Below are 14,786 nucleotides of genomic sequence, written 5' to 3' on the forward strand. Positions count from 1 at the left end.
AAATATTGCCGAAATAAAAATGTATGGTGAAAAATTTGACGAAATTACAATTATTAGATGGGATCAGGTATTATTGTTATGTGCAGAAATTGACAAAAGTAGAAGCGGATGTTTAGTGATAAAGTAATATTTTGTAAATTATGTGGATAATCATTATCAAACCAACAATATAATAGTATGCTCGAAGAATTTTTGCATTATTTATGGCAGTATAAGATGTATAATAACATCCCACTAAAAACTCAATGTGGCTTAAATATTGAAGTTATCAATACTGGAGAGCCCAACGCAAATGCTGGCCCGGATTTTTTTAATGCCAAGATAAAGATTGGGGAAACCCTTTGGGCAGGCAATGTGGAAGTACATACATATGCCTCCGACTGGACAGAACACAATCATCAAAAAGATAAGGCTTACGATAATGTAATTTTACACGTGGTAGAATACGATGATGTTAAAATTGCCAGAACCAACGGACAGGATATTCCGGTATTGAAAATCTCATATCCGCCCAGCTTGTTCAGTGAATATTTGCAACTTAAAAACAGTCAACATTGGCTTGGCTGTGCCGATAAACTTAAAGAAGTAAACTCATTTGAAATTTCCTTGTGGCTTCAGCGTATCCTGGTGGAACGGTTGGAGCATAAAATGATCGATATTCAGCGTATCTTAAAAAGAACCACCCAAAATTGGGATGAAACATTTTATAGATTACTCTTCCGTAGTTTTGGTTTTGGCGTTAATGGCGACCCATTTGAACTTCTGGCACAATCTTTACCATTAAATATATTGCTTAAATATAGTGATTGCCGGCAATTGGTAGAGGCGTTATTGTTTGGGCAAGCCGGATTTTTGGTGGAAGCCAAAGAGGATGGGTATATCAATAACTTGGTGAGAGATTACGAATTTTTAAAAAACAAACACAATCTTCATCCAATTGAGAACCACTTGTGGAAATTTTTGAGATTGCGACCTTCCAATTTCCCAACTATCCGACTAGCTCAACTTTCCTCTTTACTGATAAAATTAAAGGGCGTGTTCGGGCTACTGATAAATGAGCCAGATATTAAAGTAGTTGAAGAAATCATGGAAGTGGGTGTATCGGAATATTGGCAACATCATTATACGATTCAAAAAAAATCTGCTAAAAGAAATAAGAATTTAGGTGCTAATTCAAAAAATCTAATTATTATTAATACTATTGTGCCATATTTGTTTGCCTATGGTAAAATGGGCGGAGATGACGGGTATGTACAAAAAGCATTGGACTGGTTGTCTATGATAAAACCTGAAAAAAATGCTTTGTTGGAGAAGTGGGAAGAGCAGGAAATTTTGGCGAATAATGCCGGAGATTCACAAGCTTTAATATATTTGTCGAATAATTATTGCAAATTGAAGAAATGCTTGAGATGTAGAATCGGGCACAAGGTTTTGGCAATAAAAAACAACGAGTGAAGCAATTAACACCATATTTAGAAAATTTTAGAACCATAGCATACGGGGTAACGGCATTACTTCTAATTGTTTTGATAGGAAGTGTCGGTTTTATAATGATCGAAAATTATTCGTTCGTCGACGCCTTGTATATGACCATGATTACTGTTTCAACCGTTGGTTTTAGGGAAGTATTTCCACTGTCGGATGGAGGTAAGCTTTTCACGGTCCTGCTTATTATATTTAGTTTAGGTATATTTGGTTATGTTATTACTTCTGTTACCCGCTTGGTGGTAGAAGGCGCATTGCAACAATCGTATAAACATTATCAGTTGAAGAAGAAGATAGTAAAACTCGAAGACCATATTATCGTATGCGGATACGGTAGGAACGGTTATCAGGCCTGCGTCGAATTAAAGGAGCATGGCGAAAAGTTCGTGATTTTGGAAAAACGCGACAATGTGGTGGCCAGGATACTTGAAGATCCATCGTTGCTTTATGTGCAAGGCGATGCGAGTTCCGAGGAGGTGCTGGATGTGGCACAGATTCGAAGGGCGAAGGCTTTAATTACTGCACTTCCAAACGATGCTGATAATATGTTTGTGGTGCTTACGGCTCGGGAAATGAACCCCAAGCTCAAGATCATCAGCCGGGCCAGCGATTTTAGATCCGATGTTAAATTACGCCACGCCGGTGCAACCAACGTAATTATGCCCGACAGGATTGGGGGTCAGCGTATGGCAAAGCTGGTAACGCAGCCCGATGTGGTTGAGTTTATTGAGTATATCTTGTTGCAAAAAAGTAAAGAGGTTAAGCTAACAGAGATCGAATGTGAACTGATGGACCCTGTTAACGAAAGTAAAACCATTCAGGAGTTGAACTTGCGCAAAAAGACGGGAGCAAATTTGATGGGACTCAAGACTCCGGAAGGGACATATATTTATAATCCATCACCGCAAATTAAAATTTCGCCCGAAGATAAATTATTTGTTTTGGGCACTGATGAGCAGGTGGAGCAGTTTAAAGAGGTTTTAAAAGACAGCAGATTATAAAAAAACATCGAAATTGATTAATATTAAATCTTGAAACAGGGCGGGTTCGTTTTGTGTTTTTGAGGCCAAAATAACAAGCAGTTTAAACTTTGGCTTTATTTTTGATTCAACCTTGTTTAAAGAATACTAACCAAAAATGTTCATTATGAAATTGAAACAAACAATTGGACTTGGCGCTCTTGCAGTATGCCTGACGTTTGGAGCTTATAGTTGTAAATCAAAAGAAAAAATAGCTACAAACAGCGAAGTAGGTGAGATCTTAGAAGATATGCCTTGCGAAAAGAACGGTAAGTCGGATAAAAACTATTTTAGGGCTTTCTCAATGGCCACAAGTAGCGATTTAAGCCTTTCTAAAGAGAAAGCTTTGTTATTGGCTAAGCAGCGGTTGGTAACTTTGATTCAATCGAACACTAAATCGGTTACCGACCGTTATGTAAATGAACGTGAGGTTGGTTCAGCCGCTGAATTTGAGCAAAAGTTTGAGAACTTAACTCGCGAAGTGGCTGATGAAACCATCAGTAATATTGTTGTTGCTTGTGAAAAATCCAGCGTTTTACCGGATAAAAAGTATCGTTCATTTGTTGCTATCGAGGTTGAAAAAGAAGAGTTACTGAACTCAATGAACAATCGTATCTCAAAGGATGCTAAGTTGCAAGTTGACTACGATAAGAAAAAGTACGAAGAAATATTCAACCAGGAAATGGAAAAAATGGCCGAAGAAAGAGGCTATTGATTTTCTGCTTTAAAAAATAAAAAAGGTCGTTCATTTATTGGACGGCCTTTTTTTATGGTGTAAAATGTAATACGACTTAGCTATGAAAATTACATATCGCAATAATTGGGTAAAATAAACTCATAGCAGGGTAATTTACCTTAATTTTGTTCGTTCATATTCACTTTAATTTGTATGGATGAAAAATATAGATGGCCACATCAAAATATAGATAAAGGAATATACAATATGGAATTTGCATTTTTACCAATTGCACTAATATTATTCGTAGTTATTTTTCGAGCATATATAGGATTAGGAATGGAGATGATGGCTCCATTGAAAAGGGAAGCCTGGTGATTGGTTCATTCTATAAGAGTGTTGCTTAGCAACTCTAAAAGGAATTAATGGGGATACATCTAGAATATAAAAGAGTGGTTTTAATTTTTTAATGGACACTAATGACAAATCATATTACTAATCTCCTCAATTTGCTCAAAGGATAATTCTGTTGATTTTGAAATAACTTCAATGGAAACACCATTATTAAACTAGCTTTTTAGCAATAATTATAACACGAAAAACGCAAAAGACAAAGACGAAAATGGTATTCAGGTTTTTTAGTGCTTCTACTAACTTTAGTGGTTGAGTAGCAATAACTATTCTTTTTAGTAAGATTTAAAAGTTGTAATGGCGATTTTATGATTATAGGCCCCAAAAGTTGTGATGTTGTTTTTGCCAAAAAAGCAAGGGCTAAAGCCCTTAAAATAAAATAGGCGAATTGTCCGATTCTCAAGCAGGGTTGAAGTGATACAAGAGCTTTGTAAATTCAATATTGTTAAAATAACAAGGTGCCAAACATGAGATTTTTTCAATTAACGATTGTTCTTATTCTAGGGACGTTTGTATGTCGTGATGGCTTTGTCCATTTAAAATTTGAAAAACACGACTTCTGTTTCTTGTTTTGTAACAAAAAATCCTTTGTTTTGTAGCCTCAAAAATAAAAACAGGTTATGATAGGAAAATATATTCGATTGATTGTTGCTGTTGTATTGTGTGCTGCATCTGTACTTCTTTTTATGAACGGTTTTATAACGTGGGGTGTTGTTGTATCCTTTCTTTCCGCCTTGTTCGTGTTGTTTCACTTTAAAAACGAGATGAATCTTTTGGCATTTTATTTTGTACGCAAAAATAAGTTTGCCAAAGCCGAGATGATTTTAAGTACCGTAAAACATCCAGAAAGGATGATTAAGGGTCAGGAAGCATATTTCTATTTTCTTTCCGGGTTAACCGAAGCGCAAAAGGGGCAACGAGGTTCAAAGTCCGAAAAACTATTAAAGAAAGCACTTTCTACAGGGTTAAGAATGAAGAACGACCAGGCCATGGCTAAACTGAATTTGTCGGGATATTACCTGTCGCAAAGAAATAAGAAGCTGGCCACTTACTATCTAAAAGAAACCAAAAAGCTGGATACAAGAAAAATGCTCTCTGCCCAGATCAAGGAAGTAGAAGGCATGATGAAGCGTATTTGAGAAGAAAGTTTGGTGAAGTGTTGTTTTTTAAGGTAACCCCCTTTTTTAAGGTTGTCTCCAATAAATATGTAATGACTTAAGTAGTCATCGTGTAAATTAATCATACGCAACCGTCGTGCGGTTGCAGTCGTCGCACGGCTAGAATGGGACGGGTATTTGGGTATCAAGCCATTCCATAAAGTTATAGGTTCTATTACCCAGAATTTGTTTTTGAATCTCTTTTGATTTCTGCTCGCAGACGGAACTTGGCGTCTTGTTTTTGTGATAGGCAAAGTCGAACCCTCTGTTTTTTATTTGAAACACGCTTAATGCAAACCCTATTACAAATACAGCCAGGCTAGTCTTTTTAGCGAGACTTCTTATCTTTTTGCCTAAAAAAAGAAGCGCGGTATTCATTAAAACTACAGTTGTTACAATTAAAAATACATCATAGTTGTTCCACCACCATATTTCCCCCAATCCACCTATATAGTTTTTAGAAGGCCACCAGAATGCAACACCGCCCCAGCCACCGCCGGGAGTAGCCATATCCTCTAATATATGAATAATATATCCACCTGTAAATGCAATTACATAGGGTAAGGTCGATTTAAAGTTTGTGGAAGACTTAATGGGCAGTTTGGAGAGGATTATAATGCATCCCAGTAATAGTCCAAACAGTACGGCAGCAAAAAGGGAATGAAAGAATGCATGATGCGAGTACCATAGTTTAGCACCAAAAGCCTCTCTTCCTGTCCATTCCAATCCAAACCACCTGCCAAAAGTGCCATCAAAACCACTCCACATGGTTATTACATCAATATCGGGGAAAGCACCTGCAATGGTACCAGCCGTTAATATCCCCATTTTTTTGTATATGGAAGCATTTATTTGATTAGCTACCAGGGCTCCAACTGCCATCCCGGATAAAGTATGTGTAAGAATATCCATATATTAATTTAAAAGATAAAGATACTTAAATCTTAAAATATTCGGATGGTAATCTTTTTTTGCTTATCAATTATTATAAAGAAATGGAATTATATAGTTTTTTAATATTCCCCCTATATAGTTGGCATTTATACCCTACGTTTTTCTTTCAGCTAATTATTGCCAAAAAAAAGCGCTTGCCTTAATTCGTTTTTTTTAAATGTCCAGTTTTTGAATAGTAATTACACACCTCTAATCTAGTTGCTTAAGCTTAGCTTTACAAAACCTTAAAATTACACTTGAAAATTCACATCAATCATATAAATCTTATCTGAAAAAATGAAATTATTGATATAAATTTTATAAAAATGAAACTGAAAAATACGTTAACAACCCTGATAGTAACAGGACTAATGATGGTAAATGTCAGCGTCAACGCTTCAAAACCGGTAAAACCAAACATCATAGTTATTTACCTGGATGATCTTGGTTATGGTGATTTAAGTGCTTACGGAGCAACAGAACTAAAAACACCAAATATGGATGCGATTGCCAACGAGGGGGTTCGTTTTACAGAAGGTTATGCAACATCAGCCACTTGTACACCGAGTAGATATGGTATGCTCACAGGTGTTTACCCCTGGAGGAATGAAAAAGCCAGAATCCTGCCCGGTTCAGCTCCCTTGATTATCTCCACAAAGCAAGAAACATTGCCTAAAATGCTGAAAAGGGCAGGTTATCAAACAGCGGTGATTGGGAAATGGCATTTAGGCCTCGGAGATGGAAACCTCGATTGGAACGGACACATCACCCCTGGACCAAATGAAGTGGGTTTTGATGAAGCATACATTTTGGCGGCAACCCAGGACCGCGTACCAACCGTTTATATAGACAATGGATATATTGACGGGCTGGACGCTAAAGATCCTATTTACGTCAACTACAAGAAGAACTTCGATGGTCAACCAACCGGGAAAGACAATCCTGAATTAACTACCATGAAATGGCATCACGGACATAATTGTAGTATTGTCAATGGTATACCGCGTATGGGTTATATGAAAGGTGGCAAATCAGCTATTTGGACCGATGTTGATATGGCAGATCATTTTCTGGATAAAGTAAAGTCCTATGTTCACGACCATAAAGAAAAGCCATTCTTTTTATATTATGCACTTCAACAACCGCACGTACCGCGCACACCTCATCCGCGTTTTGTGGGGAAATCAGGCATGGGCCCTCGTGGCGATGTAATTCTGGAGGCGGATTGGTGTATTGGAGAGTTTATGAAAACTTTGGAAGAAGAAGGAGTTCTCGAAAATACTTTGATTGTTTTCTCCAGTGACAATGGCCCTGTTTTAAACGATGGTTATTATGATGACGCAGTAGAAAAACTGGGCAATCATACGCCAGGAGGAATGCTAAGAGGTGGAAAATACTCTATGTTCGAAGCAGGTCCTCGTGTTCCTTTCATGACCTATTGGAAAGGAACCATTAAGCCGGGTGTTTCCGATGCTCTGGTTTGTCAGGTTGATTTGTTGGCATCGTTGGCAAAGATGGTTGGCGTTGAAGCTGAAGAAAATGATAGTGAGGATATATTATCTGCCCTTTTAGGAAAAAGTAATAAAGGAAGAAAGAATTTGATTGTTGAAGCCAATGGAAAAACGGCTTACAGAACGGGCGACTGGGCTATGATTCCTGCTTATGAGGGAAGTCCTATGAGTTGGAAGTCAGGTAATGAAACCGCTATTGCACCTGAATTTCAGTTGTACAACCTTAAAAAAGATATTGGCCAGAAAAACAACTTGGCAATGTCAAATCCGGAAGTACTTCAAAAACTAATTGCAGAATTTGAAGAAATCAGAGGTAAAGAATACGGCGGATTGAAGAAGTAATTAGCGGATAACTTTTAGCTAGTAGCATGTAGCTTAAGGTTGTTAATTTTGATAAGTGTTTTTTCAAATGGTAAACTCAACCCTGAAAGGGTTTAATCTGAATAACCCTGGGTTTTAACCCAGGGTATAGTCGATGTAATAAATCCGACGCATCACTATGGTAATAGTATGTATATAACAACTTTGCGTCGGAAACTTGACAAAGTCAATTCGAAGGTAACTTTTTTATACATATAATCAACCAATTAAAAATATGAACTACAAATCTTTAAAATACAACATTTACTTTCTGTTGGCTTTGCTTACGGGAATCCTCTTCTCATGTAGCACACAAGAGTCTTCAATAGAAAGAGAAGCAGACTTCAACTTCGGTTGGAAATTTCAATTACAAAAAGACACATCTGAACTTATGGAAGTGCCTTTGGCCGACACGGATTGGCGCGATGTTCGTCTGCCTCACGATTGGAGTATAGAGGCTTCTTTCGACTCTACTTTAGAAGGTTGTGTAGGGTATTTACCTGGTGGCTTGGGAGTTTATCAAAAGCTTTTTAAAACAAAGAATAAAAAGGACGCAAAAAGTACTTTTATATTGTTCGATGGGGTATACAATAATGCCAGGTTTTGGTTGAATGGAGAATATCTGGGAGAGAATCCTTATGGTTACTCACCCGTATATTTCAATTTGACGGATGTTCTAAATGAGGTAGGAGAGGATAATATACTCACGGTCCACGTGGATCACTCTCGTTTTGCGGATAGCAGATGGTATACCGGAAGCGGAATCTACCGTAACGTAAAACTGATTACTGTTGATAAATTGCACATTCCGATATGGGGTACATTTGTAACTACTCCCGAAGTTACTGATGCAGAAGCAACAGTAAATATCGAAGTTAAAGTGGAGAACGAATTGGCTGTTGAGCGTCCATTTACTTTATCCACAGTTATTCTGGATGCTTCAGGAAATCCGGTAGCCACAACCGAAGAAAAACTTTCGATAAAGAATAAAACAAATAGAGCATTCAATCAGGAATTGGTCGTTGGTAATCCAAAGCTTTGGGATACGGATAACCCGAATATGTACAAGGCCATAACTACAATTGTAGTCGATGGTAAAAAGGTGGACGAGTATATAACACCATTTGGCATTAGAAGCTTGCGGTTTGACAAGGATAAAGGGTTCTTTCTGAATGAAAAATCCACCTATGTAAAAGGAGTTTGCTTGCATCATGATGGAGGATTAGTTGGTGTGGCTGTTCCCAAAGGAGTTTGGCGTCGTCGTTTCGAAAAACTAAAAGAGGCTGGGGTCAATGCCATTCGTACATCGCATAATCCTTTCTCCGATGAGTTTTTGGACCTATGTGATGAGATGGGGTTTCTGGTACAGGACGAGATTTTTGACGAGATGGATAATCCTAAGGATAAGCGCTTTAACTTGAACGAACGCGAGGTGCTTTACCATACCAGAGGGTATACCGAACACTTTCAGGAATGGGGGGAGAGCGATTTGAAAAGAACAATGTTAAGAGATAGAAACCACCCTTCTGTATTTCAATGGAGTATTGGTAACGAGATAGAGTGGACCTATAAGGACTACAAACACGTGAGTGGATTGTGGGATCCGGGTGCAGGAGGCTATTGGAACGCTATACCTAAGCTAACCCCGGAGGAGATGAAAGCCCGTTATGATGCACTTCCGGATAGGCAATACAAACTTGCGGAAACCGCAAAAAGATTATCGAAGTGGGTCAAAGAAATAGATACTACACGTCCGGTTACAGCCAACCTGATTATACCAGTAGCCAGTTGTGCCACCGGATATGCAGAGGCCTTAGATGTAGTTGGTTTTAGTTACCAGATTAAACAATACGATTGGTGTAAAAAACACTATCCGGATATGTTGTTCACAGGGTCGGAGAATTCAGGTTATTTGAGCGAATGGAAATCAATTACCGATAATCCTATGGTATTTAGTATGTACATGTGGACAGGTATTGATTATATTGGAGAATCGAACCTAAAATGGCCTCAAAAAGCATGGCCCGGTGATCTGTTGGATTTGGCAGGTTTCGAAAAAGCGGGTTGGAATCACTTTAAGAGCATTTGGACTGATGAACCATTCATAGCTATTCAAACGCATGCTTTAAGCGACTCTAGGTTTAAAGTGGATAATAAATCAGGAAAAGTTGTTCCTAAAGGAAAGAAAGAAGTCAATTGGCAAAACTTCCTTTCCGAAAAGCATTGGAATTATAAGGACGATGAGACGGTAATCGTTGAAGTAGTTACCAATCTTCCTGAGGCGGAACTCCTCTTAAATGGAAAATCATTGGGCAGTGTTAAATTAGCTGATTGCGAAGATAATATTATGCGCTGGGCGGTTCCTTATGAAGCAGGGAAATTAGAAGCAAAAGCGGTTGCCAAAGATATTGATATAGTTGCCGAACTTAAGTCAGCTTCGGAAGCGGCAAACATTGTAGTTACAGCTGATAAAACCGTGTTAAATCCTGATGGTTACGATGTAAGTCATGTGGTTGTTCAATTGGTTGATAAAGATGGAATTCCTGTAAAAACAAGGGAGCAGGAAGTTGTATTTGAAGTTGAAGGTGACGTTCGTTTATTAGGGGTTGATAATGGTTGGAACAAAAGTACCCAGGATTATCAGGCTAATAAGGTAGTTACACATCTGGGAAGGTGCATGGCCATAATTCAATCCAACACAAATACCGGAACGGTTAACATAAAAGTAAGCTCTAATGGATTGGAGAGTCAAACAGTTGCTGTTGATATTAATTAGAAGTCAATGCTAATTATTTAAAAGTTATGAAACGACCATTAACTTTATTCATCATAAAGTACACACAGGGTGATGATTAAAAAAGTTAATGCGAGTTCCTGAATGTGCAGAAATTTTTGGCACATATTATTAACAACAAAAATTTTTAACGGATGAAAAGTAAATTCGCAGTACTGGTTTTTTTGTGCTTTGGTCTTATAATAAACGCTCAAACCCCACCGTATTCCACGCCCGAGATTGACAACAAAGTGGATGCCCTGATGGCTAATATGAGTTTGGACGAAAAGTTAGCTCAAATCATGGGTACTCGACTAAGAGATATTATGGAAGATGGTAAAATATCTTTGGTAAAATGTCGCGAGCATATCCCATATGGAATAGGGCATTTTTGTCAGTTTTCTTCCGGTCAGGAATTGGAACCTGAAGAGCTGAGAGATATGGTCAGGGAAGTACAAAACTATCTCATGACCGAAACCAGGTTAAAGATACCTGCCATCTTTCACGAGGAAGCCATTACTGGGTTTGCTACTTTGGGGGCAACCACCTTTCCACAACAAATTGGAGTGGGCTGTACCTGGAATCCTGATTTAGTGAAAAAGAACACCCGTTCTACGGCTCAAAGTATGCGTGCTGCCGGCGCAACTTTTGCATTATCTCCCATGCTCGATTTAAGCCGTACTGCACACTTTAATCGTCATCAGGAGAGTTATGGTGAAGATGCTTACCTAACTTCCCGCATGGGAGTGGCATTTGTACAAGGTTTGCAAGGTGATGACTTTAAAACAGGTGTAGCCGCAACCGTAAAACACTTTGCTGGTTATGGTACAAAAAACAACAATTCAAAAATGTTGTACGAAGAGTACTTGATGCCTCATGAAGCTTGTTTTAAAGTGGCAGGCGCAAAGAGTGTAATGCCTTCTTACGGTGTGTACAAAGCTTTGCCTGTAGCTGCCAGCCCAACCATGCTCGATCAGGTTTTGCGCAGGGATGCGGGTTTTGACGGATTGGTTGTTAGTGATTATGGCGCGATCAACCTGCTATTAAAAAAATATAAAGTGGCTAAAGACAGCACGATGGCTGCAGCTTTGGCTTTGAATGCAGGAATGGATATTGAGCTTTCTTCGCCATCGATGTTTCCTAAATTAAAAGAAGCCTTGCAACAAGAAGTGGTTACAGAAGAGCTCATCAATGGAGCTGTAAAGCGATCTTTGATTATGAAAGCCAAACTTGGCTTGTTAGACGAAAATCCGGTTTTCGGAAAAGATGGTGACTTGGATTTTGATCCACCTGCGTTTAGAAAGCTGGCCTATGAAACTGCTTGTCAGTCTATCGTGTTGTTAAAGAACAATGGTGTTCTACCCTTAAAAAAGGATGTAAAGAAAATCGCCTTGGTGGGACCGAATGCTGCTACCGTGCATGGTCTGTTAGGAGATTATACCTACCAGGGTATGCGTGCCTTCTGGAAACAATCGGATTTTGATGCTAATAACCCAAAGCTGATTACAGTGATGGATGGTTTACAGCGCAAACTGGACAAAAGTGTTACGCTGTTGCACGAAAGAGGTTGTGACTGGAGTGCTGCTTTAGAAGCTCAGATTGACAAGAGTGGGTTTGGAGATAGCCGTATCGATAAATTAAAATTGTTAACCGTAAAAGATACACCGCAGCCCGATCTTCAAAATGCATTGAAGATAGCAAAGGAAAGCGATGTGATTATTGCAGTTATGGGGGAGAATCTCTCGTTAAACGGAGAAGGAAGGTGGAGAAAGGGCATCCGGTTACCCGGAGAGCAAGAAGCATTTGTTGAAAAACTAATCGCCACAGGAAAGCCAGTTGTTTTGGTCATGTTAAGCGGTCGTCAAGAGGTGATCAGTAAGTTCTCCGATAAATGTGCTGCCATTTTACAAGCGTGGTTTCCTGGCGAAGAAGGCGGAAATGCTGTAGCCGATATCCTATTGGGCAATGTAAATCCATCCGGCAAGCTTTGTGTATCGTACCCACGTACCGAAGAACAAGTAGAGATCAACTATCAAGACGGCGATAATGAGGCGTTGATTCAGTATCCTTTTGGTTATGGGTTATCCTACACAAAATATGAGTACAGTGATTTTAAAATGAGAAACAAGGTTAAAATTGATGATGAGCGCTTTTCGGTTTCTTGTAAAGTAAAAAATACAGGTTTTATGGATGGGACAGAGGTGGTGCAGTTGTATGTGTCTCCAAAAAATGCTTATTCAACCATGAAACCTATTCTATTGAAAGGTTTTCAGCGCGTATCATTAAAAGCTGGAGAAGAGAAAACGATTACTTTCAAAGTATCTCCTCAGCAGTTGGTTGAGTACAAAAATAATCAATGGATTATTGAAGCGGGGAATTATGAGTTCAAAGTGGGAGCCTCATGTGCAGATATTCGTTTAAAAGGAGATATTAACCTTAAAGGCGATGATTTAATTCTTGAAAAAGGAAGAGAAGTGTTTTTCACTGATAATAGGGTGAAGTAATGCAGAAATGGCATTTCTAATTATTATCTACTTTTAATTTACACCTTTAAAAATATCATATACACCCTGCTCAACATGATGAACAGGTTTAACTTAGCTGAAATAAATTTTGCTAAATTTTAAACAGATGAGAGATTGTAACGGAATTACACACATTTTATTATCAATATTTTTTGCTGGTGTTTTATGCACATTACCGACAAACACATCTGCACAGAAAAAGAACATCGTTTTTCTTTTTGCCGATGATGCGGGCTACCACGATTTTGGTTTCCAGGGGAGTAAAACCTTTAAAACACCGAATCTCGACAAGTTGGCTTCGGAAGGTGTTAAGTTTAAACAGGCCTATACAACGGCAGCGGTATGCGGCCCCTCAAGGGCCGGTTTGTTGACAGGAATGTACCAGCAACGTTTCGGGATTGAGGAGAACAATGTACCGGGCTATATGAGTTCTTCTTCAAAGTTGTTAGCCGATGAAATGGGATTGCCGTTACATCTTAAAACGATAGCGGATTACTTACATCCGTTAGGGTATCAATCAATCATCCTTGGCAAATGGCACTTGGGAAATGCCGATAAGTTTCATCCTTTAAAAAGAGGGTTTGATGAGTTTTATGGTTTTAGAGGTGGGGCAAGAAGCTTTCTTCCTTTAACCCAAAAGCAAGCTATCGACAAATTGGAGGACAGACTTGAAAAAGGGTTTGAGAACTACAAAGAACCGGACAAATACCTTACCTATGACCTAGCCGATGAGGCGTGCGACTTTATGGAGAGGAACAAGAAGAAACCGTTTTTTATGTATGTGTCTTTTAATGCCGTACATACACCACTTCAGGCCACTAAAGAAGATCTGGCTAAAGTTGAGGGATTAACAGGAAAACGAAAGATATTGGCCGCTATGACCATAGCTATGGATCGGGCGTGCGGACAAATCCTGGAAAAATTGAAACAACTGGGTTTGGAAGAGAATACGCTTGTTGTTTTTACCAATGATAACGGAGGGCCTGATGGTTCTATGACGTGTAATTACCCTTTGAGTGGTTGTAAGTCCAATCATCTCGAAGGTGGTATCAGGGTACCCTGTGTGATGAAGCTGCCTAATGTAATTAAAGCAGGTTCTGAGTATAAACATTCGGTTAGTATGCTCGATATGTTACCTACGTTTGTGAATGCGGCAGGTGGCGATGCTTCTAAAATTAAAGGATTGGATGGGGTAGATCTATTGCCTTATGTTACAGCTGAAAACAAAGCTGAACCACATGAGTTATTATTCTGGAAAAAGGAAAATAGGGGCGTGGTGCGTCAAGGAGACTGGAAACTGCTTCGTTATCCGGATAGACCCGCAGAACTTTATAATATTGCAAAAGACGAAACAGAAAGCAATAACCTGGCCTACAAGCATCCTGAAAAGGTGCGTGAAATGTTTAAATTGTTGTGGGAGTGGGAAGGTGAACTGGAACGTCCACTTTGGCAACTAAAACGTGTTTATGAAGTGAATGCCATGAAACGTATGGATGTCAAGAGAACGCCGGTTTTGGATCAGGTAGAATAAGAAGAGCATATGACTTATCATGTAACTTGGGAGTGAAAGTAGGCGTACAAAGGCCAACATCAAACCCATTTTACGACGAAGTAGTTGAAGAGCTCGGGCCTAAAAAAATAGAAAGTTAAATCAAGGGAAGTGGAAAAAGCACCTGTTTCAAGTTTTAAAAAATGATTTTATAGTTGTTATGAAATTGTTATCAGCAACTATAAGAACTCAGCGTATCAATGAAAATAGTAAAAAATACTTTTTAATTTCTTTACAAAAAGAAGAAATTAAAAGGAAGAACTAAGTTGATTTGGATTTCTATTTTGATAACGTTAACATTTAACCCGCCATATGCATTAGAAATTCTATGACACATTGAAATTACTTTAAAACAAGACACTTCGTTGCATCACTTCAACTCACCAG

At 38.7% G+C, this 14,786-nt stretch carries 9 protein-coding genes; 8 read left to right on the forward strand and 1 reads right to left on the reverse strand.

All coding sequences use genetic code 11. The annotated features are described in order from the left end of the window. Window positions 1–177 precede the first annotated feature (177 nt). From ACT29I_RS14845 to ACT29I_RS14860, 4 genes are all read left to right on the forward strand, one after another. Window positions 178–1,455, forward strand: a complete 1,278-nt coding sequence (locus tag ACT29I_RS14845; protein WP_444793828.1) for a DUF2851 family protein — start codon at window positions 178–180, stop codon at window positions 1,453–1,455. Then, the gene (locus tag ACT29I_RS14850; protein WP_430935084.1) at window positions 1,452–2,486 is read left to right on the forward strand and encodes a potassium channel family protein; all 1,035 of its coding nucleotides are present in this window, start codon (window positions 1,452–1,454) and stop codon (window positions 2,484–2,486) included. Before ACT29I_RS14845 ends, ACT29I_RS14850 begins: the two co-directional genes overlap by 4 nt. 145 nt (window positions 2,487–2,631) lie before the next feature. Beyond that, window positions 2,632–3,219, forward strand: a complete 588-nt coding sequence (locus ACT29I_RS14855; RefSeq protein WP_444793829.1) for a hypothetical protein — start codon at window positions 2,632–2,634, stop codon at window positions 3,217–3,219. Between the two features lie 992 nt (window positions 3,220–4,211). Then, a complete protein-coding gene (locus tag ACT29I_RS14860; protein WP_430935086.1) occupies window positions 4,212–4,730 on the forward strand; it encodes a hypothetical protein in 519 nt (172 codons plus the stop codon). Window positions 4,731–4,868: 138 nt separating this feature from the next. On the opposite strand, the gene ACT29I_RS14865 is transcribed toward ACT29I_RS14860, so the two are convergent. Continuing rightward, a complete protein-coding gene (locus ACT29I_RS14865; protein WP_444793830.1) occupies window positions 4,869–5,660 on the reverse strand; it encodes a metal-dependent hydrolase in 792 nt (263 codons plus the stop codon). 347 nt (window positions 5,661–6,007) lie between these two features. Here ACT29I_RS14865 and ACT29I_RS14870 point away from each other — a divergent pair, with 347 nt between their 5' ends. From ACT29I_RS14870 to ACT29I_RS14885, 4 genes are all read left to right on the forward strand, one after another. Then, a complete protein-coding gene (locus ACT29I_RS14870; RefSeq protein WP_444793831.1) occupies window positions 6,008–7,534 on the forward strand; it encodes a sulfatase family protein in 1,527 nt (508 codons plus the stop codon). Between the two features lie 253 nt (window positions 7,535–7,787). Continuing rightward, on the forward strand, window positions 7,788–10,328 hold the full coding sequence (locus tag ACT29I_RS14875) for a glycoside hydrolase family 2 TIM barrel-domain containing protein (RefSeq protein ID WP_444793832.1): 2,541 nt from the start codon (window positions 7,788–7,790) through the stop codon (window positions 10,326–10,328). A 152-nt stretch (window positions 10,329–10,480) separates the two neighbouring features. Then, the gene (locus tag ACT29I_RS14880; protein WP_444793833.1) at window positions 10,481–12,829 is read left to right on the forward strand and encodes a glycoside hydrolase family 3 N-terminal domain-containing protein; all 2,349 of its coding nucleotides are present in this window, start codon (window positions 10,481–10,483) and stop codon (window positions 12,827–12,829) included. A 127-nt stretch (window positions 12,830–12,956) separates the two neighbouring features. Next, window positions 12,957–14,381: a sulfatase gene (locus ACT29I_RS14885; protein ID WP_430935091.1), complete on the forward strand. Its 1,425-nt coding sequence runs from the start codon at window positions 12,957–12,959 to the stop codon at window positions 14,379–14,381. Window positions 14,382–14,786 lie beyond the last annotated feature (405 nt).

Origin of the sequence: Saccharicrinis sp. GN24d3, assembly GCF_052400645.1 — a bacterium.
GTDB lineage: Bacteria > Bacteroidota > Bacteroidia > Bacteroidales > Marinilabiliaceae > Saccharicrinis.